The 26233-nt window shown below is 67.5% G+C and carries 24 protein-coding genes; 22 read left to right on the top strand and 2 right to left on the bottom strand.

The genetic code is table 11. The features are described from left to right. Positions 1 to 290 precede the first annotated feature (290 nt). The 13 genes from QT386_RS05230 to QT386_RS05170 all read left to right on the top strand — a co-directional run bounded on the left by QT386_RS05230 (position 291) and on the right by QT386_RS05170 (position 17234). Positions 291 to 986 (top strand): SDR family oxidoreductase, encoded by a 696-nt coding sequence (locus QT386_RS05230; protein ID WP_289272688.1) that lies wholly within the window; start codon positions 291 to 293, stop codon positions 984 to 986. A gap of 27 nt (positions 987 to 1013) precedes the next feature. After that, complete coding sequence (locus tag QT386_RS05225) at positions 1014 to 2171, top strand: thiolase family protein (RefSeq protein WP_289272687.1); 1158 nt, start codon at positions 1014 to 1016, stop codon at positions 2169 to 2171. 16 nt (positions 2172 to 2187) lie between these two features. Further along, the gene (locus tag QT386_RS05220; protein WP_289272686.1) at positions 2188 to 2778 is read left to right on the top strand and encodes a TetR/AcrR family transcriptional regulator; all 591 of its coding nucleotides are present in this window, start codon (positions 2188 to 2190) and stop codon (positions 2776 to 2778) included. 9 nt (positions 2779 to 2787) lie between these two features. Continuing rightward, positions 2788 to 3186 carry a DUF2721 domain-containing protein gene (locus QT386_RS05215; RefSeq protein ID WP_289272685.1) on the top strand — a complete coding sequence of 133 codons (399 nt, stop codon included), beginning with the start codon at positions 2788 to 2790 and terminating at the stop codon, positions 3184 to 3186. Positions 3187 to 3613: 427 nt separating this feature from the next. After that, positions 3614 to 4174, top strand: coding sequence for an ANTAR domain-containing response regulator (locus QT386_RS05210; RefSeq protein WP_289272684.1), 561 nt, complete (start codon positions 3614 to 3616; stop codon positions 4172 to 4174). After that, positions 4174 to 5388, top strand: a complete 1215-nt coding sequence (locus tag QT386_RS05205; protein WP_289272683.1) for a CmpA/NrtA family ABC transporter substrate-binding protein — start codon at positions 4174 to 4176, stop codon at positions 5386 to 5388. The genes QT386_RS05210 and QT386_RS05205 overlap by 1 nt, the downstream gene beginning before the upstream one ends. A gap of 494 nt (positions 5389 to 5882) precedes the next feature. Next, positions 5883 to 7217, top strand: a complete 1335-nt coding sequence (locus tag QT386_RS05200; protein ID WP_367401395.1) for a CmpA/NrtA family ABC transporter substrate-binding protein — start codon at positions 5883 to 5885, stop codon at positions 7215 to 7217. A 75-nt stretch (positions 7218 to 7292) separates the two neighbouring features. Further along, positions 7293 to 8309: an ABC transporter permease gene (locus QT386_RS05195; RefSeq protein WP_289272681.1), complete on the top strand. Its 1017-nt coding sequence runs from the start codon at positions 7293 to 7295 to the stop codon at positions 8307 to 8309. 16 nt (positions 8310 to 8325) lie between these two features. After that, on the top strand, positions 8326 to 10056 hold the full coding sequence (locus QT386_RS05190) for an ABC transporter ATP-binding protein (protein WP_289272680.1): 1731 nt from the start codon (positions 8326 to 8328) through the stop codon (positions 10054 to 10056). An 11-nt stretch (positions 10057 to 10067) separates the two neighbouring features. After that, positions 10068 to 12611, top strand: a complete 2544-nt coding sequence (nirB, locus tag QT386_RS05185; protein WP_289272679.1) for a nitrite reductase large subunit NirB — start codon at positions 10068 to 10070, stop codon at positions 12609 to 12611. 11 nt (positions 12612 to 12622) lie between these two features. Next, positions 12623 to 12970, top strand: coding sequence for a nitrite reductase small subunit NirD (nirD, locus tag QT386_RS05180; RefSeq protein ID WP_301334172.1), 348 nt, complete (start codon positions 12623 to 12625; stop codon positions 12968 to 12970). Positions 12971 to 13209: 239 nt separating this feature from the next. After that, positions 13210 to 14427: an NAD(P)/FAD-dependent oxidoreductase gene (locus QT386_RS05175; RefSeq protein WP_367401392.1), complete on the top strand. Its 1218-nt coding sequence runs from the start codon at positions 13210 to 13212 to the stop codon at positions 14425 to 14427. 2 nt (positions 14428 to 14429) lie between these two features. Continuing rightward, positions 14430 to 17234 (top strand): molybdopterin-dependent oxidoreductase, encoded by a 2805-nt coding sequence (locus QT386_RS05170; protein WP_289272678.1) that lies wholly within the window; start codon positions 14430 to 14432, stop codon positions 17232 to 17234. Positions 17235 to 17295: 61 nt separating this feature from the next. Here the strand turns inward: QT386_RS05170 and QT386_RS05165 are convergent, their stop codons facing one another. Next, on the bottom strand, positions 17296 to 18120 hold the full coding sequence (locus QT386_RS05165) for a uroporphyrinogen-III synthase (protein WP_289272677.1): 825 nt from the start codon (positions 18118 to 18120) through the stop codon (positions 17296 to 17298). A gap of 326 nt (positions 18121 to 18446) precedes the next feature. Between QT386_RS05165 and mobA the strand changes: the two genes are divergently transcribed. The 8 genes from mobA to QT386_RS05125 are packed head-to-tail and all read left to right on the top strand — an operon-like array spanning position 18447 to position 24271. Next, positions 18447 to 19079, top strand: a complete 633-nt coding sequence (mobA, locus tag QT386_RS05160; RefSeq protein WP_289272676.1) for a molybdenum cofactor guanylyltransferase MobA — start codon at positions 18447 to 18449, stop codon at positions 19077 to 19079. Next, positions 19072 to 20061 (top strand): GTP 3',8-cyclase MoaA, encoded by a 990-nt coding sequence (moaA, locus tag QT386_RS05155; protein WP_289272675.1) that lies wholly within the window; start codon positions 19072 to 19074, stop codon positions 20059 to 20061. Before mobA ends, moaA begins: the two co-directional genes overlap by 8 nt. Before the next feature lie 2 nt (positions 20062 to 20063). Then, a complete protein-coding gene (locus tag QT386_RS05150) occupies positions 20064 to 20312 on the top strand; it encodes a MoaD/ThiS family protein (RefSeq protein ID WP_289272674.1) in 249 nt (82 codons plus the stop codon). Between the two features lie 54 nt (positions 20313 to 20366). Then, on the top strand, positions 20367 to 20750 hold the full coding sequence (locus QT386_RS05145; RefSeq protein ID WP_289272673.1) for an endonuclease domain-containing protein: 384 nt from the start codon (positions 20367 to 20369) through the stop codon (positions 20748 to 20750). Positions 20751 to 20762: 12 nt separating this feature from the next. Beyond that, the gene (locus QT386_RS05140) at positions 20763 to 21251 is read left to right on the top strand and encodes a molybdenum cofactor biosynthesis protein MoaE (RefSeq protein WP_289272672.1); all 489 of its coding nucleotides are present in this window, start codon (positions 20763 to 20765) and stop codon (positions 21249 to 21251) included. Next, positions 21248 to 22189 carry a bifunctional molybdenum cofactor biosynthesis protein MoaC/MoaB gene (gene moaCB, locus QT386_RS05135; protein WP_289272671.1) on the top strand — a complete coding sequence of 314 codons (942 nt, stop codon included), beginning with the start codon at positions 21248 to 21250 and terminating at the stop codon, positions 22187 to 22189. The genes QT386_RS05140 and moaCB overlap by 4 nt, the downstream gene beginning before the upstream one ends. Beyond that, complete coding sequence (glp, locus tag QT386_RS05130) at positions 22189 to 23421, top strand: gephyrin-like molybdotransferase Glp (RefSeq protein WP_289272670.1); 1233 nt, start codon at positions 22189 to 22191, stop codon at positions 23419 to 23421. The genes moaCB and glp overlap by 1 nt, the downstream gene beginning before the upstream one ends. A gap of 1 nt (position 23422) precedes the next feature. Beyond that, positions 23423 to 24271, top strand: a complete 849-nt coding sequence (locus QT386_RS05125; protein WP_289272669.1) for a methyltransferase domain-containing protein — start codon at positions 23423 to 23425, stop codon at positions 24269 to 24271. A gap of 1 nt (position 24272) precedes the next feature. Here QT386_RS05125 and QT386_RS05120 read toward each other — a convergent pair whose 3' ends face one another. Continuing rightward, a complete protein-coding gene (locus QT386_RS05120) occupies positions 24273 to 24842 on the bottom strand; it encodes an HNH endonuclease (protein ID WP_289272668.1) in 570 nt (189 codons plus the stop codon). Between the two features lie 236 nt (positions 24843 to 25078). On the opposite strand from QT386_RS05120, the gene QT386_RS05115 reads away from it, so the two are divergent. Continuing rightward, positions 25079 to 26227: a polyamine ABC transporter substrate-binding protein gene (locus QT386_RS05115; RefSeq protein WP_289272667.1), complete on the top strand. Its 1149-nt coding sequence runs from the start codon at positions 25079 to 25081 to the stop codon at positions 26225 to 26227. Positions 26228 to 26233 lie beyond the last annotated feature (6 nt).

Raw genomic sequence — 26233 nt, 5'->3', positions numbered from 1 at the left:
CCGCTCCTGACCGGCGTAGTCGCCGGCATCCCCGCCCTGGTTCCTATCCGAAACTCCGCCGCCCCTCACCCTAACCCTCTCCCCGCAAGCGGGGAGAGGGAATGGCAGCAGTGCGTGCCTCGATACGCCACCACCCGGTCATCCCGAGTGATCCGCCCTGGCGGATCGTATCGAGGGACGCGGCACTCGGCATGAACGGTTCAAAAAGCGCCGCCCGCCAATGCCCCTTGATTCCATTACATGACACCCATAATATGATTCTCATCATCCAATAAAGCCGGAGTGTCACCATGAAGATCAAGGGTTCCGTCGCGCTGGTCACCGGCGCCAACCGCGGCCTGGGCCTGGCCTTCGCCAAGGCCCTGCTGGCCGGTGGGGCCAAGAAGGTCTATGCCGCCGCCCGTGACCCGGCCACCGTCACCCTCCCCGGTGTCATCCCGGTCAAGCTCGACGTCACCAAGCCCGACCAGATCGCCGCCGCCGCGGCCGCCTGCGGCGACGTCAGCCTGCTGGTCAACAACGCCGGCATCTTCCTGGACGACGGGCAGAACGCCGTGGAGGCAGAAGCCAACGCCCGCCGCCAGCTGGACACCAACTACCACGGCATCGCCCACACCACGAGCGCCTTCGCCCCGGTGCTGGCCGCCAATGGCGGCGGCGGCATCGTCAACATGCTGTCGGTGCTGAGCTGGGTCGCCCTGCCCGGCACGGCCGGCTACAGCGCATCCAAGGCTGCGGCCTGGGCGCTGACCAACGCCACGCGCATCCAGCTCAAGGCCCAGGGCACGGAAGTGGTCGGCGTACACGCCGGCTACATCGACACCGACATGGTGGCCGGCGTGGAAGCCCCCAAGGCCTCGCCCGCCGACGTGGCCGCCAGCGCCCTCGCCGCGCTGGAAGCCGGGCAGATCGAGGCCCTGGCCGACGACATCAGCCGGCAGGTGAAAGCGGGCCTCACTGCCCAGCCGCCCAGCTACGCCGGTTAATCACTTCATCTTCACAGGAGAACAGCCGTGACCAACGCCGTCATTGCCGGTTATGTCCGAACCCCCTTCCAGTTCGCGCGCAAGGGCCGCTTCGCCGGCACGCGCCCGGACGACCTCGCCGCCGTGGCGATCAAGGCCCTGGTCGAGCGCTCCGGGCTCGATCCCGCGCTGATCGAGGACGTCATCATGGGCTGCGCCTACCCCGAGGCCGAGCAGGGCAGCAACATCGCGCGCATCGCCGGCCTGCTGGCCGGGCTACCGGAGTCGGTCGGCGGCGCCACCGTCAACCGTTTCTGCGGCTCCTCGATGAACGCCATCCACATGGCCGCCGGCCAGATCGCCATCGGCGCGGGCGAGGCCTTCATCTGCGCCGGTGTGGAGTCCATGACCCGCGTGCCGCAGGGCGGCTTCAATGCCTCACCCAACCCGCGCTTCCGCCAGCCGGGTGTGGACGCGCCGGAGTTCCAGGCCGAGGCCTACATCACCATGGGCGAGACCGCCGAGAACGTGGCGCAGCGCTTCAGCGTGCCGCGCGCCGAGCAGGAACAGCTGGCGCTGGAATCCCAGCAGAAGGCCGCCGCCGCGCAGGCCGAAGGCCGGCTGGCCCGCGAGATCGCGCCGGTGCAGACCGCCGACGGCCTGGTCGACAGCGACGGCTGCCTGCGCCCGCAGACCACGCTGGAAGGCCTGGCGGGGCTCAAGCCCGCCTTCCGCGCCGACGGCAGCGTCACCGCCGGCACCTCCTCGCCGCTGACCGATGGCGCCGCCGCGGTGCTGGTCTGCTCCGAGGACTTCGCCAAGCGGCATGGGCTGGAGATCCTGGCGCGCATCCGCGCGGTGGCGGTGGCCGGCTGCGGGCCGGAGGTCATGGGCATGGGCCCGGTGCCGGCCACGCGCAAGGCGCTGGAACGCGCGGGCCTCAAGATCGAGGACATCGACATCGTCGAGATCAACGAGGCCTTCGGCAGCCAGGCCGCTGCCTGCCTGCGCGAGCTGGGTATCGACCGCGCCAAGGTCAACCTGGATGGCGGCGCCCTGGCCCTGGGCCACCCGCTGGGTGCCACCGGCGCACGCATCACCGGCAAGGCGGCGCAGCTGCTCAAGCGCGAGGGCAAGCGCTACGCGCTGGCCACGCAGTGCATCGGCGGCGGCCAGGGTATCGCCACCATCCTGGAGGCCGCGTAGCGGATAAGATCGGCCGATGCGCTACGACGCCGAACACAAGGAACGCACGCGCGCGCTGCTGCTGAAGGAAGCCGCACGCGCGATCCGCGCCAAGGGGCCGCGCGGGGTCAGCGTGGCCGCCATCATGGGCAAGGCCGGGCTCACGCACGGCGGCTTCTATGCCCATTTCAAGTCCAAGGACGAGCTGGTGGCCGAGGCCATGACGGCAATGTTTTCCGACATTGAAGCCAAGATGGACGACTACATGGAGCGCTGCACGTCTGCCGAGGCGCTGTCGGGCTACATTGACTTCTACCTCTCGCAGCGCCACCGCGACGACCGGGCCCACGGCTGCCCCATTCCTGCGCTCTGCGGCGAGGCGCCGCACCTGCCCGCCGCAGCCCGCCGCGCCTTCGGCGCCGGCATCGAGGCCGTCAGCCACCGGCTGGCCACCATGCTGGAGCAGGCCGGCCAGGCCGATCCGCGGGCGGCAGCGGCCTCCCTGCTCGCGGAGATGGCGGGGGCCCTGGCCATGGCTCGCGCGGTGCCCACCAGCGAGCAGTCCGAGCAGTTGCTGGCCACCTCGCGCCGGGCCTTGCGGCAGCGCTTCGGAGTAGCCATGAGGTAGATTGGCGCCATGACGCCACTCACCTACGCCACCCCCGGCCTGCTGTTCCCGGCCGTCTCCCTGCTGATGCTGGCCTACACCAACCGCTTCCTGGGGCTGGCCAGCCTCGCCCGCCATCTGATCGCCCGCTATCGCGAGGAGCCGCACCCGCGCATCAAGCTGCAGGTGGACAATCTGCGTGAGCGCCTGACCCTGCTGCGCCACAGCCAGGCCCTGGGCGTGACCAGCCTGCTGAGCTGCACCGCCAGCCTGTTCGGCGTGCTGATCGAGAACCAGCCGCTGGCCCTGTCCCTGTTCGGGCTGGCGCTGCTGCTGATGCTGGCCTCGTTGACGCTGTCGCTGCGCGAGATCCACCTGTCGGTGCGCGCGCTGAACGTGGAACTGGACGACCTCGTCGAGCCGCGCTGAGGCGCGCACCTCCATCGCTGGCACGCCGTTTGCTCGTCTGATTGCATGGTCAGGAGCATCGCCGCGGCAAGTCCACCGTGATGCGTCCGGCCCTCAGTTCGGGCAATGGCGTCTGCATGGGAAACCGTGCAGGCGCCTTTTTTATGCTCGTTATCCGGGCACCAGGAAGGCGCGCGATTGAACGAATTCGCACCGGATTAGGTGCCCCAAGCCAGGACCGGCGCACCGGCATCACCGCTGACCGCCGCAAAAGCCTCATCCAAATCACGCCACGCACCGTTCAGGGGCACCTGGGCTGTCACGATCCTTGCATGAGCCGCACCAATAGCCCTCCAGGGCATCCGTTGTTGGAGCGTTCGTGGGGTCATCCTTGGGGTCTGAACCAAAGCAGGGCAGCACTGGCGGAGACCCTGGCCCACTTCGCATCATGTTGGTGGATGATGACCCGGCACGGCGCGCCGCCTTCGATAGTCCGCTGCGCGCGCTGGGCCATGAGATCGTGGCGGCGGTCACCACCTCGGCCGACCTGCAGGCTGCCGTGCGCCGTTACCAGCCGGACGTCATCCTGATCGACGTCGATGCACCGAACCGGGACACGCTGGAGTCCCTAGGCCAGGTCGCGCGGGAACAGCCGCGGCCGATCGTGCTGTTCGCCTCCCGCAGCGATGGCGAGACCATCCGCCGCGCTGTGCGCGCCGGGGTCACGTCCTATGTCATTGACGGCCTGCAGCCGGCGCGACTGGCGCCGATCATCGAGGTAGCCATCGCCCGCTTCCAGGAATTCCATGCGCTGCGCACCGAACTGGAAGAGACCCGCCTAAAGTTGGCCGACCGCCGCGACATCGAGCGCGCCAAGGGCCTCCTGATGAAGCGCCGCAACCTCGACGAACCGGCGGCCCATGAACTGCTGAGGAACATGGCCATGGAACGCAACCTCAAGCTCGGCGACGCCGCCCGTGCGTTGATCGCCGCCGCGGAACTACTCTGATGATCAACAACCTGGAGAAGTCCCGCCTGCGCATCGGCATCGTGCCGCTGGCCGATGCGGCGCCCATCGTCGTGGCGCAGGCCGCCGGCCACTTTGCCCGCCATGGCCTGGACGTATCGATCACGGTGGAATCGGCCTGGGCCGGCATCCGCGACAAGCTGGCCGCCGGCCTGCTCGATGCGGCGCATATGCTGGCGCCCATGCCGCTGGCGGCGACGCTGGGCATCGACGGCATCGGCGTGCCGATGCTCACGGCCATGTCGCTGAGCCTCAACGGCAATGCCATCACCGTCTCCAATGCCCTGTACCGGCGCATGCGCCTGGCAGAGGAAGGACCGCGCGCGGCCGGTGCCGCGCTGCGGCGCGTGATCGAGGTCGACCGCGCCGTACGCGCGCCGCCCCTGGTCTTCGCGCACGTCTTCCCTCACTCGGCACACCATTACGAACTGCGCTACTGGCTGGCTGGCTGCGGCATCGACCCGGATCGCGACCTGCGCCTGGTCGTAGTGCCGCCGCCGCAGATGGTGCAACTGCTGCAGGAAGGACGCATCGACGGCTTCTGCGTGGGCGCGCCCTGGGGTGGTGTCGCCGAGCGTGCCAACCTCGGCCGCTCGATCGTGACCAAGCACCAGATCTGGAACAACAGCCCCGAAAAGGTGCTGGGCGTCACCCGAGACTGGGCGGAGCGCCATCCCCTGACCCACCTGGCCCTGGTCGCCGCCCTGATCGAAGCCTCGCGCTCGCTCGAGGCCGCCCCGGGCCGCCTGGCCGCCGCCGAGATGCTCAAGGCGGGCGACTACGTGCGCGGCGCCTCCATGCTGGAACTGGAGGAGGCGCTGGCGGTGCGCGATGCACGCCACCCGCGTGGCCCAGGTCTGGTGTTCCATTCCGGGGCCGCCAACTTCCCCTGGCACTCTCACGCGCACTGGTTCGTCGCACAGATGCAGCGCTGGGGGCATGTCCCCAGTCATGTGGATGCCGCCCTGGTCGCCGCGCAGACCTATCGGCCCGACCTGTACCGCATCGCCGCCGAACGCGTCGGCCAGCCCTGCCCTCGCGTCGATACCAAGCCTGAAGGCGTGCACGCCGGCGCCTGGGCCATCGGCAGCAACAACGGGCCGCTGCTGATGGGCCCCGACCTGCTGTTCGACGGCAGTTCGTTCGACACGCAGCGCAGCGCCGCCCCTGCGGCGTCGGTCGGCAGCCATGGCTGAACCGCACCGTGATGGCGCACATGCCCTGCAAACGCGCAGGGCAGCGCGCCACTCAGACCAAGAGAACCCCGACAGCTGAAGCCGCCCACCGGGCTCTCGATCCAATCTGGAGCGATTCCAGATAGCCGGGCGCGATGCCGGTGCGTGGCGAACCATGCCAGGGCGCCTGCATCTCGATCCATGCACCAGCACGGCGCGGACCCGGCGCTTGAAACATGGCATGGGCCTTGCGACTTATCCCCGTGAGATAGCCCGCTAAAGGCGGCGGGCTTACAAGACATCCATCCGGGGGTCGCACCACGGATGCTCAGGACAACGGCGTCCATGCACCGGTCAATCCCGGTCCATGGGCGCTTTTTCGTTTCCGGCTTCTTTTTCGGGATCATTCGGGAGTGCAGAAGATGCTCAGCAGCACAATCAAGGTCAAACCGGTGGTGGCAGGGCCGATGGGGCGTCTCGCGGGCCTGTTCGCAAAGCTCACCGGCACCGCACTCATGGCTGGTGGCCTTGCGCTGGCGCTGGGCATCCCGGTGGCAAGCGCCAAGGACAAGCTGGAAAAGGAAGACCTCAAGTTCGGCTTCATCAAGCTGACCGACATGGCGCCGCTGGCCGTGGCCTATGAGAAGGGCTACTTCGAGGACGAAGGCCTCTACGTCACCCTGGAGGCACAGGCCAACTGGAAGGTGCTGCTCGACCGCGTGATCTCAGGCGAACTCGACGGCGCGCACATGCTCGCTGGCCAGCCCCTGGCGGCGACCATTGGCTTCGGCACAAAGGCCGACATCATCACGCCCTTCTCCATGGACCTGAACGGCAACGGCATCACCGTTTCCAATGCCGTCTGGGCCGAGATGAAGAAGAACATCCCGATGGCCGGCGGCAAGCCAGTGCATCCGATCAAGGCTGATGCGCTCAAGCCGGTGGTCAATCAGTACAAGGCGGCGGGCAAGGCCTTCAACATGGGCATGGTCTTCCCGGTTTCCACGCACAACTACGAGCTGCGCTACTGGCTCGCGGCCGGCGGCATCCACCCTGGCTTCTACGCGCCCCAGAAAGGCGACGTGGCTGGCCAGATCAAGGCCGACGTGCTGCTGTCTGTCACCCCGCCGCCGCAGATGCCCGCGACGCTGGAGGCCGGCACCATCTACGGCTACTGCGTGGGCGAGCCCTGGAACCAGCAGGCCGTATTCAAGGGGATCGGCGTGCCGGTGATCACCGACTACGAGATCTGGAAGAACAATCCGGAGAAGGTCTTCGGCATCCGCGAGGACTTCGCCGCCAAGAACCCGAAGACCACCAAGGCCATGGTCAAGGCCCTGATCCGCGCCGCCTACTGGCTGGACGCCAACAACAACGGCAACCGCGGTGAAGCCTCCAAGATGCTGTCGAAAGCGTCCTATGTCGGTGCCGACGCGGCCGTGATCGCCAACTCCATGACCGGCACCTTCGAGTACGAGAATGGTGACAAGCGCCAGGTGCCGGACTTCAACGTCTTCTTCCGCTACCACGCCACCTACCCGTACTACTCCGACGCCATCTGGTACCTGACGCAGATGCGCCGCTGGGGCCAGATCCCCGAAGCCAAGACCGACCAGTGGTACTTCGACACCGCCAAGAAGGTGTACCGCTCCGATCTCTACACCGCCGCCGCCAAGGAGCTGATCGCCGAAGGCAAGCTCAAGGCCAGCGACTTCCCGGACTTCGCCAAGGAGTCGGGCTTCAAGCCGGCCACGGCGGATTTCATTGACGGCGTGAGCTACGACGGCCGCACCCCGAACGCCTATCTCTCCAAGCTCAAGATCGGCCTCAAGGGCAACGAAAAGCCCTGAGCACAGGGCGCGGCCGGGCAGGAGTCTGCCCGTCCGCGCCAAGCACCAGAAACGCAACCACACCCGAGCAAGCCGATGCTGACCCAGACCAACAATTTCCTGAACAAGACCGGGCTCACCTGGTTCGTGCCCTTCGTGCGGCTCGCCGCTGGCGAAGACCCGCGCGAGCAGGCCCGCGAAATCCTGATGAAGATCGGCGTGCCGGTCTTCGCCTTCCTGCTGTTCCTGGCCGGCTGGGGCGTGGTGGCCCAGGGCATCCAGACCAGCCTGGGGGCGCTGCCCGGCCCGGCAGCGGTCTATGAAGCCTTCCACGTGCTGGTGGACGAGCATGTCGCGGAACGCGAGAAGGCCGCCGAGTTCTACCAGCGGCAGGAGGAGCGCAACGCCGCGAAGCTGGCTGAGGACCCGGGCGCCGAGGTCCGCATCCGCGCCTGGACCGGCAAGCCCACCTACATCGACCAAATCCGCACCAGCCTGCTGACGGTCTTCGTCGGCTTCCTGCTGGCAACCCTGGTGGCGGTACCGCTGGGCGTGCTCTGCGGCCTGTCGCCCACCGTGCAGACCGCGCTGAATCCCATGATCCAGCTGTTCAAGCCGGTCTCGCCGCTGGCCTGGCTGCCGATCGTCACCCTGGTCGTCTCGGCGGTCTACGTCAGCGCCGACCCGATGTTCCAGAAGTCCTTCCTGATCTCCGCGATCACCGTCACCCTGTGCTCGCTGTGGCCCACGCTGATCAACACCGCGGTCGGCGTGGCCTCGGTGGACAAGGACCTGATCAACGTCGCCCGCGTGCTCAAGCTGTCCTGGCTGGCCAAGGTCCGCAAGATCGTGCTGCCCTCTTCGCTGAAACTGATCTTCACCGGCCTGCGCCTGTCGCTGGGCGTGGGTTGGATGGTGCTGATCGCCTCCGAAATGCTGGCCCAGAACCCCGGCCTGGGCAAGTTCGTCTGGGATGAGTTCCAGAACGGCAGCAGCCAGTCGCTGGCACGCATCATGGTGGCGGTATTCACCATCGGTTTCATCGGCTTCGTGCTGGATCGCCTGATGCAGACGCTGCAGCAGCTGGTCAGCTTCGGCGAGCAGGCTCACTGAGACCGGAGCCCTGAACATGCACGCACAAGTGAAGCCTGCCGAACTTGCCGATGCGCCCATTCCCCATGGCGCAACCGACGCCGTGGCACCGTACCTGGAACTGCGCGGCGTCGGCAAGAGCTACGGCCAGGGCAAGCAATGCAGTCCGGTGCTGAAGAACATCAACCTGCAGATCGCGGAAGGTGAATTCGTCGCCATCGTCGGCTTCTCCGGCAGCGGCAAGACCACGCTGATCTCGCTGATCGCCGGACTGATCGAAGCGGACGAGGGTGAGGTCCTGCTCAAGGGCCAGCCGGTCCGCGGCCCGGGCCCCGACCGCGGCGTGGTTTTCCAGAGCTATTCGCTGATGCCCTGGATGAACGTCCGCGAGAACGTGGCGCTGGCCGTGGACCAGGTCTATGCCCACCTGCCCGCGGCCGAACGCCAGGCTCGCGTCGAGAAGTACATCGACATGGTGGGCCTGACGCCCGCCCTGCAGAAGCGTCCCTCGGAACTGTCCGGCGGCATGCGCCAGCGCACGGCGGTGGCGCGCGCCCTCGCCGCGAACCCCGACATACTGCTGCTGGACGAACCGCTGAGCGCGCTGGATGCGCTGACCCGCTCCAAGCTGCAGGACGAGATCGTGCAGATCTGGGGCCAGGAGAAGAAGACCTGCATCCTGATCACCAATGACGTGGACGAGGGCATCCTGCTCGCGGATCGCATCATCCCGCTCAACCCCGGCCCCGGCGCCACCTTCGGCCCGGAGTTCCGCATTGATCTGCCGCGCCCCCGCAACCGCAAGGAGATGAACCACGACCCAGCCTTCGTGAAGCTGCGCAAGGAAGTCACGCAGTATCTGATCGACACCGCCAAGGGCTCCCAGGGCACGGCCGGCAGCAAGGTCGTGGAGTTGCGTCCGCAGGTGCCTGTGACCAGCGACGAGCACCCCGCCGCGCTCAAGGCCGCCACGAAGAAGGCACCAGTACAACCGGAGCGCTACGTCGAGTTCGCCAAGGTCTCGAAGATCTATCCGACCAAGAAGGGGCCGGTGAAGGTGGTGGACGGCTTCGACCTGAAGATCCGCCAGGGAGAATTCATCTCCATCATCGGACATTCCGGCTGCGGCAAGTCGACCGTTCTGTCGATGATGGCTGGCCTCAACGACATCAGCGAGGGCGGCATCATCCTCGACGGCAAGGAGATCGACGGCGCCGGACCCGACCGCGGCATCGTGTTTCAGGCGCCAAGCCTGGTGCCCTGGCTCTCCGCTGCCGACAACGTGATGCTCGGTGTGCGCCAGGTCTTCCCGCATATCAGCGAGACGGAACGCCGCGAGATCGTCGATCACTACCTGGGTCGTGTCGGCCTGTCGGACGCGGCCAGCAAGCGTGCCTCCGAGCTTTCCAACGGCATGAAGCAGCGCGTGGGCATCGCTCGCGCCTTCGCGCTGTCGCCCAAGATGCTGCTGCTGGACGAGCCCTTCGGCATGCTCGATTCGCTGACGCGATGGGACCTCCAGGAGGTGCTGATGGAGGTCTGGGCCCGAACTCGCCTGACGGCCATCGTGGTCACCCACGACGTGGACGAGGCGATCCTGCTGGCCGACCGCGTCGTGATGATGACCAATGGCCCCAACGCCCGGGTTGGCAGGGTCATGGACGTGCCGCTGCCTCGCCCGCGGACGCGCAAGGCCCTGCTTGAGCACCCGAACTACTACAAGCTGCGCGAGGAACTGCTCGGCTTCCTCTCCGACTGCGACCATTGAGGAGCGCTCCGATGAAGCAGAAGATCGTGGTGATCGGCCATGGCATGGTCGGCCACAAGTTCCTGGAATCCCTGGCCGAAGCCGGCCTTCCGGACCTGGAAGTGACCGTGCTCTGCGAGGAGCCGCGTCCCGCCTACGACCGCGTGCACCTGTCCGAGTTCTTCGCCGGCAAGTCGGCGGAAGACCTGTCTCTGGTCGCACCGGACTTCTTCGGCCGCGACGGCTTGCTGCTGAAGCTCAACGCCAGGGCCACCGCGATCGACCGCGCCATGAAGACCATCACGGTCTCCACCGGCGAAACCCTGCACTACGACAAGCTGGTGATGGCCACCGGCTCCTATCCCTTCGTGCCGCCGGTACCGGGCAAGGACCGCAAGGACATCTTCGTCTACCGCACCATCGAGGACCTGGAGGGCATGAAGGAGTGCGGTGCCCGCTCGAAGATCGGCGTGGTCATCGGCGGCGGCCTGCTGGGCCTGGAGTGCGCCAAGGCCCTGCGCGACATGGGCCTGCAAACCCATGTCGTGGAATTCGCCCCGCGCCTGATGGCCGTGCAGGTGGATGACGGCGGCGGCCGCACCCTGCGCCGCAAGATCGAGGAACTGGGCGTCACCGTGCACACCCAGAAGAACACCCTCGAGATCATTGACGGTGAAGGTGGCACCCACCGCATGAAGTTCGCGGACGGCAGCCACCTGGATGCCGACATGATCGTGTTCTCCGCCGGCATCCGCCCGCGCGATGAACTGGCCAAGGCCTGCCAGCTCGGCGTCGGCGAACGCGGCGGCATCGTGATCGACAATTTCTGCCGCACCCTGGACCCGGACGTCTACGCCATCGGCGAATGCGCGCTGTGGTCCGGCCGCATCTACGGCCTGGTGGCGCCAGGCTACGAGATGGCCCGCGTCGCCGCCAAGCACCTGCTGGGCCAGGTTGCCGAATTCACCGGCGCTGACATGAGCACCAAGCTCAAGCTGATGGGCGTGGACGTGGCCAGCATCGGCGACGCCATGGGCAGCACCCCCGGCAGCCGCGTCTACCAGTTCAACGACGAGCGCAAGCAGGTCTACAAGAAGCTGGTGGTATCCGAGGACGGCAAGCACCTGCTCGGCAGCGTGCTGGTGGGCGACGCCGAGGAATACGGCACCCTGCTTCAGATGATGCTCAACCGGATGGAACTCCCGGAATCGCCGGAGTTCCTGATCCTGCCGGATTCCGGCGGCAAGAAGCCGGGCCTGGGCGTGGACAACCTGCCCGACTCGGCGCAGATCTGCTCCTGCAACAACGTCTCCAAGGGCCAGATCTGCGCGGCGGTCTGCGAGGGTGCCACCACCATCGGCGCCATCAAGTCCTGTACCAAGGCCGGCACCTCCTGCGGGGGCTGCGTGGCTCTGGCCACGCAGGTGATGAAGGCGGAGATGAAGAAGCAGGGCATGGCGGTCAACAACCATGTCTGCGAGCACTTCCCCTATTCGCGCCAGGAGATTTACCACCTGGTGCGCGTGGGCCAGATCAAGACCTTCGAAACCCTGCTGGAGAAGCACGGAAACGGCCTGGGCTGCGACATCTGCAAGCCGGTGGCCGCCAGCGTGTTCGCCTCCTGCTGGAACGACTTCGTGCTCAAGAAGGAGCACGTCGCGCTGCAGGATTCCAACGACTACTTCCTCGGCAACATCCAGAAGGACGGCACCTACTCCGTGGTCCCGCGCATGCCCGGCGGCGAAGTCACCGCCGACGGCCTGATCGCGGTGGGCCAGGTGGCCAAGAAGTATGGCCTCTACACCAAGATCACCGGCGGCCAGCGCGTGGACCTGTTCGGCGCCCGCGTCGAGCAGTTGCCGCTGATCTGGGACGAACTGATCGCCGCCGGCTTCGAGACCGGCCATGCCTACGCCAAGTCGCTGCGCACCGTGAAGTCCTGCGTCGGAAGCACCTGGTGTCGCTACGGCGTGGATGATTCGGTAGGCCTGGCCATCGAGATCGAGAATCGCTACAAGGGCCTGCGCGCCCCGCACAAGCTCAAGTTCGCCGTATCCGGCTGCACCCGCGAATGCGCCGAGGCGCAGGGCAAGGACGTCGGCATCATCGCCACCGAGAAGGGCTGGAACCTCTACGTCTGCGGCAACGGCGGCATGAAGCCGCGCCATGCCGAGCTGATTGCCAGCGACCTCGACAAGTCCACCCTGCTGCAGTACATCGACCGCTTCCTGATGTTCTACGTGCGCACCGCTGACAGGCTGCAGCGCACCAGCACCTGGCGCGAGAACCTCGAAGGCGGCCTGGACTACCTGAAGAGCGTGATCATCAGCGACAAGCTCGGCATCGCCGCCGAGCTAGAAGCCGAGATGCAGCACGTGGTCAACACCTACGAGTGCGAGTGGAAGAAGGCCGTCACCGACCCCGAATCCCGCAAGCGCTTCCGCACCTTCGTCAACAGCGAGAAGACCGACGGCAACGTCGTCTTCATCGAGGAGCGCGGCCAGATCCGGCCGGCGACGCCCGAAGAGAAGCAGTCGAAGCTGGGCAGCATCCCGGTCGTAGTGAGGGCAGCCTGAGGAGCATGAACATGGATGGCGACCGCAATGTGAGCACCTGGGTCCCGGTTTGCGCCGTGGACGATATCGTCCCCGATACGGGCGTCTGCGCCCTGGTCGGCGAAGAGGCCATTGCGGTGTTCCGGATCGGAACGGGTGGGGGAATTTTTGCGATTTCCAACTATGATCCGAACTCGGAAGCCTCGGTACTGTCCCGCGGCTTGGTCGGCAATCTGGGTGAACGCATCGTCGTCGCCTCGCCGATCTACAAGCACCACTTCGATCTGAAGACCGGCGAATGCCTGGAAGCACCCGAGCATTCGGTGCGCGCCTACCCGGCGCGTGTCGAAAACGGGCAAATCCTCGTCGCCGCACACTGAGCACCCAAGCGGGAGGTCGTTCCCGAGTGCGGGCCGTTATCAAAGGGCCGGTACCGCGCGAAGGACGACTCTCCCGCCCGGGGGCAACCCGACATGACCCCATCGAAGCCCAAGCTGGTGATAGTCGGCAACGGCATGGGTGAGCCGGAAGAGAAAAATGTCCAGTGGACATTTTTCCCGGCGAACGCCCGGCCATGGATGGCCGGGCCGGGCCGCGGCGCCATGGAGGGCTCTATCCCATGAAGCCAAAATTGATTGTCGTCGGTAACGGTATGGCAGGAATGCGCACCGTCGAGGAACTGCTGAAGCTGGCCCCCGACCTCTACGACATCACCGTGTTCGGCGCCGAGCCGCACGGCAACTACAATCGCATCCTGCTGTCCCCCGTCCTCGCCGGTGAGAAGACCGTGGACGACATCATGCTGAACACCCGCGAGTGGTATGCGAGGAACGGCATCACCCTGCATGCCGGCGACCCGGTGGTGAAGATCGACCGCCCGCGCCGCACCGTGCATTCGCAGTCGGGCGTTACGATCCGCTACGACCGCCTGCTGCTGGCCACCGGCTCCAAGCCCTTCATCATCCCGGTGCCGGGCCACCAACTGCCGGGGGTGATCGCCTTCCGCGACATCCATGACGTGGAGTCCATGCTGGCAGCCGCACGCAACCACCGCCACGCCGTGGTGATCGGCGGCGGCCTGCTCGGGCTGGAGGCCGCCAACGGCCTGCTGCGCCAGGGCATGGACGTCACGGTGCTGCATAAGAACAGTGGCCTGATGGAGCGGCAGCTCGACATGCCGGCCGGCGAACTGCTGAAGGCCGCGCTGGAGCGCAAGGGCCTGCGCATCCTGCTCAACGCCGACACCGCCGAGATCACCGGGACGGACCGCGTTACCGCCCTGCGTTTGAAGGATGGCCGGGAGGTCGCCGCGGACCTCGTGGTGATGACCGCCGGCGTGCGCCCCAACATCGAGCTGGCCCGGAGCGCCGGCCTGCAGTGCGACCGCGCGATCGTGGTGGACGACACCCTGCAGAGTTTCGACCCTCGCATCTACGCCGTCGGCGAGTGCGTGCAGCACCGGCAGGCGCTGTTCGGCCTGGTGGCGCCGATCTGGGACCAGGCCCGCGTCTGCGCCATCCACCTCGCCGGCTTCGGCCACTCGCGCTACGTGCAGCGGGCCACGGCCACCAAGCTCAAGGTCACCGGCGTGGACCTCTACTCCGCCGGCGACTTCATCGGCGACGTCGACAGCGAGGACCTGGTGCTGCGCGACCCGCGTCGCGGTATCTACAAGCGCCTGGTGCTGAAGGACAACCGCGTGATCGGCGCGGTGCTCTATGGCGACGTCAAGGACGGGCCCTGGTACTTCGGCATGATCCAGGAGCGGACCGACATCGCCAGCCTGCGCAGCCGCCTGCTGTTCGGCCAGGCCTACTGCGAACCGCGAGCGGCCTAGACGTGACCCTCCCTGCTCCCCTTTCCGCCACGGCGACCACCGCCACTACCTGCCCCTACTGCGGCGTGGGATGCGGGGTGAAGGCCAGCGTCCACCCGGACGGCCAGGTCGGCGTGGCCGGCGACGCCAGCCACGGCTCCAACCACGGCAAGCTCTGCGTCAAGGGCTCGGCCCTGGGTGAAACGGTGGACCTGCACGGCCGCCTCCTCTACCCGAAGATGGACGGCCAGCGCGTCAGCTGGGACACCGCCCTGGATCGCGTCGCCGGCGGCCTTCGCCGCATCATCGACGAGCACGGCCCCGACGCCGTGGCCCTGTATGTCTCCGGCCAGTTGCTGACCGAGGACTACTATGTCGCCAACAAGCTCATGAAGGGCTATGTCGGCACCGCCAACATCGACACCAACTCGCGCCTCTGCATGTCCTCCGCCGTGGCCGGCCACAAGCGCGCCTTCGGCGAAGACCTGGTGCCGGTCTGCTACGAGGACCTGGAACAGGCCGACTTGGTCGTGCTGGTGGGCTCCAACACCGCCTGGTGCCATCCCATCCTCTTCCAGCGCATCGCCAAGGCCAAGGAGGCACGGCCGCATATGAAGCTGGTGGTGGTCGACCCGCGCCGCACCGCCACCTGCGAGCTGGCCGACCTGCACCTGCCGGCCCGTGGGGGCACCGACGTCTGGCTGTTCAACGGCCTGCTGTCCTTCCTGCATCAGCGCGGCGTGGTGGACACCGCCCTCGTCGAGCAGCATACCGCCGGCCTCGCACGCACCCTGGCCATCGCCGACGAGACCGCGGGCGACCTGAGCTCCGTGGTGCGTGCTTGCGGGATCGCGGAGGCTGAGCTGCTGGAGTTCTACGAACTGTTCGCCCGCACCGAGAAAGCCATCACGGCGTTCTCGATGGGCGTGAACCAGTCCTCCGCCGGCACCGACAAGGTCAACAGCATCATCAACTGCCACCTGCTGACCGGCCGCATCGGTAAGCCCGGCATGGGTCCCTTTTCCATCACCGGCCAGCCCAATGCCATGGGCGGTCGCGAGGTGGGCGGCCTGGCCAACATGCTGGCCGCGCACATGGACCTGGACAACGCCGATCACCGTGACATCGTGCAGAGCTTCTGGGGGTCGCCGCATATCGCCGACAGGCCGGGCCTCAAGGCCGTGGACCTGTTCCGCGCGGTGGAGGCCGGCAAGGTCAAGGCCGTGTGGATCATGGCCACCAACCCAGTCGTCAGCCTGCCGGACGCCGACCAGGTCAAGCGCGCGCTGGCCAAATGCGAGCTGGTGATCTGCTCCGACATCATCGAGAAGACCGACACCAACGCCTACGCCCACGTGCTGCTGCCGGCACTGGGCTGGGGCGAGAAGGACGGCACCGTCACCAACTCCGAGCGCCGCATCTCGCGCCAGCGCAAATTCCTGGCGGCGCCGGGCGAGGCGCGAGGCGACTGGGACATCATCTGCGACGTCGCCCGCCGCATGGGCTACGGGGGCTTCGACTTCGACGGCCCGCATAGGATCTTCGATGAACATGCGCGCCTCTCTGCCTTCCGCAACGAAGGCAGCCGCTGCTTCGATCTTGGCGGGCTCGTCGGCCTGGGACGCGCGGGCTTCGACAGCCTGCAGCCGGTGCAATGGCCTGTTCCACACTCCCCTCGCCCGCTTGCGGGAGAGGGGCTGGGGGAGAGGGTTTCTGTAAATCTTGGAAGGTCTGGTTCTGCGAGTTCTACAGACACGCTCTCCCCTACCCCTCTCCCGCAAGCGGGAGAGGGGACGAAAAGGTTGTTCGAGGACGGACGCTACTTCCACGCCGACGGCAAGGCCCACTTCGTGCCGACCCCGGTGCGGGCCCCGGCGCACGCCGCCAGCGAGCAGTTCCCGCTGGTGCTCAACACCGGCCGCGTGCGCGACCAGTGGCACACCATGACGCGCACCGGCAAGTCGCCCAAGCTGGCCGACCACGTGCCCGAACCCTTTGTCGACATGCACCCGCAGGACGCCCTGGCCTGCGGCGTGCGCGCCGGCGAGCTGGCGCGCGTCTCCACCCAATGGGGTTCGCTGGTGGCGCGCGTGCAGCTTGGCGGCGGCATCCCTCGCGGCAGCGTCTTCGTGCCGATCCACTGGAACGCACAGTTCGCTTCCGACGCCCGCGTCGGCAGCCTGGTGAACCCGGTGGTGGACCCAGTCTCGGGCGAGCCCGAGTTCAAGCACACGCCGGTGCGCGTGGAAGAGTTCCGCGTGCTGTGGCATGGCTTCGTGCTGTCACGCCAGGAACTGCAGTTGGAGAGCGCCACCTGGTGGACGCGCATCCAGGGCCGCCAGTTCCTGCGCTACGAGATCGCCGGCCGCGACCAGGCCATGGATCGTGGGGCCTGGGCACGCCAACTGCTCGGCGCCCATGATCCTCAGGCCGACTGGATCGAGTACGAGGACCGCAGGTCCGGCGTCTACCGGGCGGCGCTGGTGGTGGGCGATCGCATCGAGTGTTGCGTGTTCATGTCCTCACGCCCCGACCTGCCCTCGCGCGCCTGGCTGGCCAGCCTGTTCGTGAAGGACCAGCTCGAAGAGGGTGACCGCATCGGCCTGATGGTGGGCGAGCCCGCGGAAAAGAGCGTGGATACCGGCCCCACCATCTGCTCCTGCTTCGGCGTGGGCCGCAACACCATCTGTGCGGCGATCCTCGAGAAGAACCTGAAGACTCCCGCCGAGATCACCGGCTGCCTCAAGGCCGGCGGCAACTGCGGCTCCTGCGTGCCGGAGCTGAGGAAGCTCCTGAAGGAGCTTCAGATAGTGGATAGCAGTTTTTAGATAGTAGGAAAAGCGATGCGCCGTGCTTTTACTATCTACTATCTGGACAAGCTCGGCCGCATCAGCGGCCGAGCTTGTCCACCAGCGCCTGCGTCAGCGGCTTCATGTAGAAGCTGTCGGCCGGGATCACCTGGCTTTCGATGCCGCGCGCCGTCAGCAGGTCCGCCACCACCGGCCCCACCGAAGCCACCACCACCCGGCGCAGGCCGCGCAGCAGTGCGTCGTGCCGGCCGGCGCCGTCGGCCACGCGGAACAGGCGCTCCACCTGCTGCATGCTGGTGAAGGCGATGGCATCAAGTCCGCCGCCTTCCAGGCGCTCGATCAGCGCCAGCACCTCCGCATCGGCGGCGGCATCGGCGTAGACGTAGGGCGCCACCGGCAGCACCGTGGCGTCCGCCACGCGCAGGTATTCCATCAGCGGCAGGTTAGGCTCGGCGCCGTAGAGCTGCACGCCGACGCGCCGCCCCTCCAGGTGCAGGCCGCGCAGCAAATCGATCACGCCGGCCGTGGTGGCCGGCTCGGCCATCAGCTCCGGCCGTAGGCCCAGTTCGCGAAGCACCCGGGCCGGCTTGGGCCCACGGGAGATCTTGCGCACCTGCCCCAGGCGGGCCGCGAAGGGCGCCCGCAGGGCCGGGTCGTGGCGCTCGATGGCATACAGCAGGCGCCGCAGCCCCTCGCCGGTGAACAGGATCAGGTCGTCGCAGGAGCCGGCATTGAAGTCGCGAATCCAGTCCAGCACGGGCACCGGATTGGGCGCGTCGAGGATGTCGATCAGGGGGCAGCGCAGCACGATGGCGCCGCGGCGCTCCAGCAGGCCGGCGAAGACGTCCAGCTCGCGCGATTCAGGCACCGCGATCCGGCGGCCTTGAAGATTGACTTCATTCATGTTTTTGCCGCTTGGGTTCGGGTAGTACGGCTACCCGGCCGGGGGTCTGTTGACGCTATGAACGTCGCTGCGATGCCCCCGTATTTGCCGCCAGGCAAGGCGCGAGGAGGGCGCTTATCGGGAATAAGTGACCGACGAGCAACACAGCATGGCGGCAAAGACGGGGGCACCCGGAGGGCGGGACCGTTTTGGCGCAGGGCGTCGTCCCGCCCCGCTTATGTACGTCCAGTACACCGCGCGTGCCGGGACATAGCCCTGCGCCAAAACGGTCTCCGTCGCAGCGACGTTCATAGTGTCAACAGACCCCATAGGTATAGGATGCACCGGTGAGCCAGCGCAACCACAGTGTAGCGGCCAGCCCGCTGAACGTGACGGCCGCGATCCTCGCCGGCGGCCGTGGCGAGCGGCTGGGCGGCGCCGACAAGGGCCTGGTCCGCCTGTCGGGCCGGCCCCTGTACCAACACGTGCTCGCGGCCTTGGAGCGGCAGGCGGGTGCTATCCTGATCGTCGCCAACCGCCACCTCGACCAATACGCCGACTCAGGATTCACCGTGGTTTCCGATCCCTGGCCCGATTTCCGTGGTCCGCTCGCCGGCATGCTGGCGGCGCTGGAAGCCACACGGACCGACTGGCTGCTGACCGCTCCCTGTGACGCGGCCCGGCTGCCAGCGGACCTGCTGGCGCGCCTGCGCCGCGCGGCGGAAGCCGGCAAGGCTCAGGCCGCCTACGCGGTGGCCGACGGCGATGCCCAATACGTCTGCGCCCTGCTGCACCGCGACCTGGCGCCCCCCCTGCGCGAGGCCCTGGACGCCGGCGAGCGCGCACCCAAGCGCTGGCTGGCCGACATCGGCGCCGTCGCGGCCGACTTCACCGACGCCGAGCCCACGCCGGTCTGGAGCGTGAACACCCCGGCCGAGCTGCAAGCCGCCGAGCACTATCTTGAGGCCTGCCATGGCTGACGGAAGCCGCCGCCCCAGCCTCGTCGACCAGCACGGCCGCCACAAGCACAAGCTGCGGCTGTCGCTGACCGACCGCTGCAACTTCCGCTGCCGCTACTGCATGCCCGAAGCACCCAAGTGGATTCCCAGGCAGCAGTTCCTGACCCGCCTGGAGCTGCGCACGCTGGTCGCCGAATTCGTGCGCATGGGCATCCGCAACATCCGCCTCACCGGCGGCGAGCCGCTGCTCCGGCCGGACCTGGCCAGCATCGTCGCGGACCTGAATGCCTTGCGTCCGCTGGGCCTGGAGCGCATCTCCATGACCACCAACGGTTCGCGCCTGGCCGAGGCCCTGCCCGATCTGCGCCGTGCCGGCCTGGACGACCTCAACATCAGCCTCGACAGCGTCGATCCGCAGCGCTTCCGCGCCATGACCGGCGCCGAGCTGGCGCCGGTCATGGCTGGCATCGACGCCGCTCTCGCGCTGGACATGCCGTTCAAGCTCAACACCGTGCTGGTGCGCGGCCACAACGAGCAGGACATCCTGCCGCTGACCGACTGGGCCAAGCAGCGCGGCATGCCACTGCGCTTCATTGAGTACATGCCGCTGGACGCCCCGGGCCGCTGGCAGTCCGACGCGGTGGTCGGCGAGCCCGAGTTGCTGGAGATCCTGGGCACGCAATACCGCGTGGAGCGCCTGCCCCGCAGCGAAGACCCGGCCACCCTGTACACCTTGGACGGCGACTACCGCCTGGGCGTGATCTCCACGGTCAGCAATCCCTTCTGCTCCAGCTGCGACCGCCTGCGCCTGACCGTGCGCGGCGAGCTCTACACCTGCCTGTTCGCACAGCAGGGCACTCCGCTGGCGCCGCTGCTGCGCGAAGGCTCCCCGGAAGATTTGACCCGCCGTATCGCCAGCGCCGTCTGGAACAAGGAAGCCGGCTACGCGGCGCACCGCGGCCCCGTGGAGCGGCCCATCACCATGCATACCCTTGGGGGCTAGCGTTGCAAATCACCTTTGAATTCTGGGGCGCCCTGCGGCGCGCCGCCGGCGGCGACGAGCGCAGCCTGACGCTGCCCACAGGCGCCAGCAGCGTCGGCGACGCCCTGGACGCACTGGCCGACGCCATCCCGGCCTTGGGCGAATACCTGGAAACCACCGCCGTGGCACAGGGCGACCGCCTGCTGCTGCGGACCGAGGAACTGGAAGACGGCACCCGGCTGGCGCTGCTGCCGCCGGTGGCCGGCGGGTAGCAGTCCTACTCCCCTCGCCCGCTTGCGGGAGAGGGGCTGGGGGAGAGGGTTTCTGTGAAGCTCCGACAACACGCCAAAACCCTCCGCAGCCACCAGACCGAAGCCGAACAGCGGCTCTGGTACCACCAGCGAGCCAACCGCTTCCTCGGCATACGCTTCAAGCGCCAGGTTCCGCAAGGCCCCTACATCGCCGATTTCATGAGCCTGGAGCATCATCTGGTCATCGAACTGGACGGCGGCCAGCACAACGAGAACGAGGCCTACGATCACCGTCGCGACCAATGGTTCGTAGCAAAGGGTTTCACTGTGCTACGGTTCTGGAATCATGAGGTCATGCAGCAAACCGAGGCCGTACTTGAGAAAATCCGGCTGACGATTGAGGGCTCTACAGAAACCCTCTCCCCTGCCCCTCTCCCGCAAGCGGGCGAGGGGTTCTGAACGAGCAAAGAGATGTACCTCTTCGACACCCCCCTCCAGCTCGACCCCATCCTCGGCATGGCTGAGCACCGTGACTGCGGCGCGCTCAACGTGTTCGCCGGCACCGTGCGCGACCTCAACGAGGGTAAGCGCGTGCTGCGCCTGAAGTACACCGCCTTCGCGCCACTGGCCGAAAAGCTCATGCGCGAGATCGAGCAGGAGACGCGCGACAAGTTCGGTGTGCCGCACTGCCGCGTGATACACCGCCTGGGCATGCTGGAGATCGGCGACATCGCCATCTACTGCGCCGTGCGCGCGCCGCACCGTGGCGAATCCTTTGCCGCCTGCAAGTACGCGGTGGACGCGGTCAAGCATCGCGTGCCCATCTGGAAGGAAGAATTCTTCGAGGACGGCACCAGCGCCTTCAACCAGGGCTGCTGCATCCGCCCCGACCTGCCCCATGAACACGGTCACGACCATGCCCACAAGCATGGCGATCATCATCACCACCATCACTCATGAAAGACGTCTCCCTGAAGCCGGACTCCCTGCGCACGGCGTCCGCCACCGCGACGCTGCGCGCGCCGCAGCACTGCATCGAGCGCCTGCGCAGCGGCGACACCGAGAAGGGGGACCCGGTCAAGACCGCGCGCATCGCCGGCATCCTCGCCGCCAAGCGCACGGATGAGCTGATCCCGCTGTGCCACCCGCTGCCGATCTACCGCGCCGACCTGCGCTTCGAGCTCGGCGAGGGCCAGGTCGAGGTGATCAGCGAGGTCGAGACCATCGCCCCCACCGGCGTGGAGATGGAGGCGCTGACCGCCACCAGCATCGCCGTGCTGACGCTCTACGACATGCTCAAGCCCTACTGCGAGCCGGAAGAGCTGGAGATGACCTCTTGCAGGCTTCTGCTGAAGAAGGGCGGCAAGTCGCAGTTCCGCCGCAAGCTGCGCGTGCCGGCCACGGCTGCGGTGATCGTGCTGTCCGACACCGTCTCCGCGCGCAAGAAGCCGGACACCGCCGGTGCCGGCGTGCGCGACGACCTCGCCGCCGCGGGCTTCGATCCGCTCAGCTACGAGATCCTGCCGGACGAAGCGGAGCAGTTGCTGGCTAGCGTCAAGGCCAAGGTCAACCGGGGCGTGGACCTGATCGTAACCGTGGGCGGCACCGGCATGGGCTCGCGCGACATCACCGTGGACACGCTCAAGCCCCTGATCACGCGCGAGCTGCCGGGAATGATGGAAGCCGCCCGAGCCTTCGGCCAGCGCCGCACGCCCTTTGCGCTGATGTCTCGCGGTGTCGCCGGCTTCATCGGCAACAGCCTGCTGATCACCTGCCCCGGCTCTCGTCGCGGCGCACTGGAAACCCTGGCGCCGCTGCTGCCGGGGCTGATCCACATCTTCGAGGTCTGCCGCCACGACAAGCCGCATCCCGGCGGCTACACCATGGACATCCGCTGATGGCGCATGACTGCGGCGACGTCGCGCACGGCGGCAAGTCGCCGCTGCTGCCGCTGGAAGCCGCGCTCGCGGTCTACGGCGAACGCATCCAGCCCCTGCCCGCCCAGCGCGGCCCGGTGCATGAATCCCTGGGCCGCGTGCTGGCCGAGCCGGCGGGCTCCGCCGTGGACCTGCCGCTGTTCACGCAGAGCGCGGTAGACGGTTACGCCCTGCGCAGCGCCGACGCCACGCAGTCGCTGCGCGTCACCGGCGAAATCGCTGCGGGCGATGCCGCCAAACTGTCCGTGGGCCCCGGCGAGGCCCTGCGCATCTTCACCGGCGGCGCGCTGCCGGCCGGCGCGGACACCATCGCACGCCAGGAGATCGTCCAGCGCCAAGGCGACACCATCCGCCTGACCGAACCCCTGGCCACCAACATCGACATCCGCCACCGCGGCGAGGAAATCCGTTCCGGCGATCCCATCTCCCCCGCCGGCCGCCGCCTGCACTCCGGCCTGCTGGCCGCGCTGGCCATGGCCGGCGTGCAGCAGGTGGCCACCCGCCCGCGTCCCCGCGTGGCCGTGCTGGTCACCGGCAACGAGGTCGCCAGGCCCGGCGAGGCGCTGGCCCCCGGCCAGATCCACGACGCCAACGGCCCGCTCTGCGCCGGCTGGCTGGCCGAGCGCGGCTACCCGCTGGCGATGCTGCGCTACGTGCCGGACAGCCTGGAGGCCGTCACCGCCGCCCTGCAGGACGCCGCCGCCTGCGCCGACCTAGTCATTACCTCCGGCGGTGTGTCGGTAGGCGACCACGACCACCTGCCGGCCGCCGCCAAGGCCGCCGGCTTCGACAAGGTGTTCTGGAAGGTCGCGCAGAAGCCCGGCAAGCCGATCTGGTACGGCATGCGCGGCAACCAGCCGCTGCTGGCCCTGCCCGGTAACCCCGGCGCCGTGCTGATCGGCCTCCACGTACACGTGATCCGCGCGCTGCAACTGCTGGAAGGCATTGACGCCCCCGCGCCGCTGTGGCGTGAAGCCGCACTCGCGGCGGACTTCCGCGCCGACCGGCAGCGCGACAGCCTGCTGCGCGTCACCGTGGGCCAGGACGAGTCCGGCCGCGTGGTGCTGGGCCGCCTGGGCAAGCAGGATTCGCACATGCTGAGCAATCTCGCCCGCGCCGATGCGCTGGCCTGGCTGCCGGCCAGCGACCAGCCGCTGGTCGCCGGCACGCGCGTCCGCTGGATTGCACTCTGACATGTCCGCACCGGATGCTGCCGTCGCGCAGTACTACGACCAGACGCTGCGGCATTACCGCTTCCTCTGGGACATGGACCGCTCCCAGGCGCTGCACTACGGCTTCTGGAGCCCCGGCGTCCGCAACCTGCCGGAGGCCCTGCGCGAGGAAAATCGCTGGCTCGCGGACCGGCTGGATCTGGGCTCAGACTCGGTGGTGCTGGATGCCGGCTGCGGCGTAGGCGGCAGCAGCCTGTACCTGGCTCGGCGCTTCGGTTGCCGCGTGGTGGGCATCACCCTGAGTCCCCAGCAACTGCATCTCTGCCGGGAAAATGCCCGGGCCGCAGCCCTGCAGGATCGGGTCAGCTTCGAGTTGATGGACTTCCAGAACACCCACTTCCGGGCCGACAGCTTCGATGCGGCCTGGTTCGTCGAGAGCTTCTGCCACTCCCCGGACAAGGCGGCTTTGCTGCGCGAGATGCATCGGGTCCTGCGGCCCGGCGGACAACTGATCGTCGCCGACTACTTCCGGCGGGAGCCGGCCCAGCCCGGCGACGACGCGCTGCTGCACGAATGGCTTTCCGGCTGGCAGGTACACGGCATCGAATCGGCACCGTGGATGAACGCAGCCATGGACGCGGCCGGCTTCACCGGCGCAGCCCAGCAGGACGTCACCGAACTGGTGATGCCCTCCTCCCGCCGCCTGTACCGCGCCTCGTTTCCGGCCCGCGCGATCCTGGCGCTGCGCCGCCTCTGGGGCGTGCGCAAGGCGGTGTCGGACGGCAACGTCCGCGCTGCGCGTTGCCAGTACCGTGTCTTCAAGGAGGGGCGCGCCCGCTACGCCGTGTTCGGCGCCCGCAAGCCAGTCTGATTCAGGCGGCGCGCAGGTCCGAGGTCTTGCGCGCGTACGACGCCAGGAACTCCATCTGGTCGGCCAGGATCCGGCGGTTCTGCAGGATCAGGTATTCCGCCAGGTTCGGCGTGTAGGGCACCGCCAGCAGCTTCATGCCGGCTTCCTCGGGCGTGCGGTCGTCCTTGCGCTGGTTGCAGTGGCGGCAGGCCGTCACGCAGTTCTCCCAGGCCGAGGCGCCGCCGCGCGAGGCGGGCATGATGTGGTCGCGGGTCAGTTGCGAGGCGCCGAACTGCTGGCCGCAGTACAGGCAGAGGTTGCGGTCACGCTGGAACAGGGTGCGGTTGGTCAGCAGCGGCACGCCCTTCTCGAAGCGGCGTGACTTGTCGGCGACGGCGATGATCGAGCCGATCTCCATGCTGGAACGGCGGCCGGTGGCGGCACAGGTGCCGCCGTAGATCGTGAAGCGCTCTTCCCCGGCCTCCCAGCGCACGCGGTCGCGCGCGTAGAGGGTGACGGCAGTCTGCCAGCGGACCCATGAAACCGGGAGCCCGCCGACATCCAGTTTGAGGATGGCGGGGATCGTCTCCATGAAAAATACCTGCTCCGGCGGTCTTCCTTGCACGCGAAGACCGTCTAGGGATTCAGCGCATTGGATACCAGAAACATTAAAGCTTTTTGAACAGTAGCCCCTGTTCCGCGCCCGTGCAAGCGGGCGGGCGCGATCCGGCGCGCAATTTGCTTGACGTGCGGGGCCTTAACCACGAATGTAAGGCGCACCAGGGCGCCGGGGGTGCCCGAGGCCTACACAATTCCAGGAGTCGCTTCATGAAATCGCAAAGCGCCGCGGTTGTCCTTTCCCTATGTGCCCTGCTGCTGGCCGCCTGCGGCAGCAAGGACAAGGACGCCGCTGCTCCGGCCGGCGCTGCGGCTCCGGCAGCGGCTCCGGCCTCCAAGACGCTCAACGTCTACAACTACTCGGACTACATCGCCGAGGACGTGATCCCCGGCTTCGAGGCCAAGAGCGGCGTCAAGGTGACCTACGACGTCTACGACAGCGACGAGGTGGTGGAGGCCAAGCTGCTGGCCGGTTCCACCGGCTACGACATCGTGGTGCCCACGCTGAACTTCTTCGGCCGCCAGATCCAGGCCGGCGTGTTCCTGAAGCTGGACAAGGCCAAGATTCCCAACCTGGCCAACCTGGACCCGGCGGTGATGCAGCGCATCGCCCAGCAGGATCCGGGCAACCAGTACGGCGTGCCCTACATGAGCGGCACCACCGGCATCGGCTACAACGTCGACAAGGTCAAGAAGGCCTTCGGCAACCTGGACGTGGTCAACAGCTGGGACCTGGTCTTCAAACCGGAGAACATCTCCAAGCTGAAGTCCTGCGGCGTGACGCTGCTCGACACGCCCTCCGACCTGATCCCCATCGCCCTGCACTACCTGGGCGAGAACCCCAACAGCACCGACCCCAAGGTGATCGACAAGGCCGCGGCGCTGCTGAAGAGCATCCGCCCCTACATCCAGAACTTCCACTCCTCGCAGCTGGTGGGCGCGCTGGCCAACGGCAACACCTGCCTGGTGGTGGCCTGGTCGGGCGACGTGATCCAGGCGCGTGACCGCGCCGAGGAAGCCAAGAACGGTGTCAACATCGGCTACTCCATCCCCAAGGAAGGCGCACCGCAGTGGTTCGACATGCTGGCCATCCCCAAGGACGCCAAGAACGTGGACAACGCCTACGCCTTCATCAACCACCTGCTGGACCCGAAGGTGGCCGCCGCCAACACCAACTACATCCATTACGCCAACCCGGTGCCGTCCTCGCTGCCGGACGTCGCTGAGGACATCCGCAACGACACCACGATCTATCCTCCGGCCGAGGTCGCCGCCAAGCTGTTCACTTACTCGGTGCTGCCGGCGGAAGTCGATCGCCAGTACACCCGAATCTGGACCGAACTGAAGACCGGCAAGTAAGGGGGC

Origin of the sequence: Solimonas sp. SE-A11 (genome assembly GCF_030345715.1) — a bacterium.
In the GTDB taxonomy this organism is placed as follows: Bacteria; Pseudomonadota; Gammaproteobacteria; order Nevskiales; family Nevskiaceae; genus Solimonas_A.
Note: the sequence above shows the minus strand (reverse complement) of the source record. Positions and strands in the feature narration are given on the sequence as shown.

Bases quoted from the DNA above. Each gene is read 5' to 3' on its own strand.
- moaCB (WP_289272671.1), top strand. From the start codon at position 21,248: ATGAAAGACGTCTCCCTGAAGCCGGACTCCCTGCGCACGGCGTCCGCC.
- QT386_RS05190 (WP_289272680.1), top strand. From the start codon at position 8,326: ATGCACGCACAAGTGAAGCCTGCCGAACTTGCCGATGCGCCCATTCCC.
- QT386_RS05125 (WP_289272669.1), top strand. From the start codon at position 23,423: ATGTCCGCACCGGATGCTGCCGTCGCGCAGTACTACGACCAGACGCTG.
- QT386_RS05115 (WP_289272667.1), top strand. From the start codon at position 25,079: ATGAAATCGCAAAGCGCCGCGGTTGTCCTTTCCCTATGTGCCCTGCTG.
- QT386_RS05220 (WP_289272686.1), top strand. From the start codon at position 2,188: ATGCGCTACGACGCCGAACACAAGGAACGCACGCGCGCGCTGCTGCTG.
- QT386_RS05140 (WP_289272672.1), top strand. From the start codon at position 20,763: ATGTACCTCTTCGACACCCCCCTCCAGCTCGACCCCATCCTCGGCATG.
- nirB (WP_289272679.1), top strand. From the start codon at position 10,068: ATGAAGCAGAAGATCGTGGTGATCGGCCATGGCATGGTCGGCCACAAG.
- QT386_RS05205 (WP_289272683.1), top strand. From the start codon at position 4,174: ATGATCAACAACCTGGAGAAGTCCCGCCTGCGCATCGGCATCGTGCCG.
- nirD (WP_301334172.1), top strand. From the start codon at position 12,623: ATGGATGGCGACCGCAATGTGAGCACCTGGGTCCCGGTTTGCGCCGTG.
- QT386_RS05200 (WP_367401395.1), top strand. From the start codon at position 5,883: ATGGCTGGTGGCCTTGCGCTGGCGCTGGGCATCCCGGTGGCAAGCGCC.
- QT386_RS05230 (WP_289272688.1), top strand. From the start codon at position 291: ATGAAGATCAAGGGTTCCGTCGCGCTGGTCACCGGCGCCAACCGCGGC.
- QT386_RS05215 (WP_289272685.1), top strand. From the start codon at position 2,788: ATGACGCCACTCACCTACGCCACCCCCGGCCTGCTGTTCCCGGCCGTC.
- moaA (WP_289272675.1), top strand. From the start codon at position 19,072: ATGGCTGACGGAAGCCGCCGCCCCAGCCTCGTCGACCAGCACGGCCGC.
- QT386_RS05165 (WP_289272677.1), bottom strand. From the start codon at position 18,120: ATGAATGAAGTCAATCTTCAAGGCCGCCGGATCGCGGTGCCTGAATCG.
- QT386_RS05195 (WP_289272681.1), top strand. From the start codon at position 7,293: ATGCTGACCCAGACCAACAATTTCCTGAACAAGACCGGGCTCACCTGG.
- glp (WP_289272670.1), top strand. From the start codon at position 22,189: ATGGCGCATGACTGCGGCGACGTCGCGCACGGCGGCAAGTCGCCGCTG.
- QT386_RS05175 (WP_367401392.1), top strand. From the start codon at position 13,210: ATGAAGCCAAAATTGATTGTCGTCGGTAACGGTATGGCAGGAATGCGC.
- QT386_RS05210 (WP_289272684.1), top strand. From the start codon at position 3,614: ATGTTGGTGGATGATGACCCGGCACGGCGCGCCGCCTTCGATAGTCCG.
- QT386_RS05120 (WP_289272668.1), bottom strand. From the start codon at position 24,842: ATGGAGACGATCCCCGCCATCCTCAAACTGGATGTCGGCGGGCTCCCG.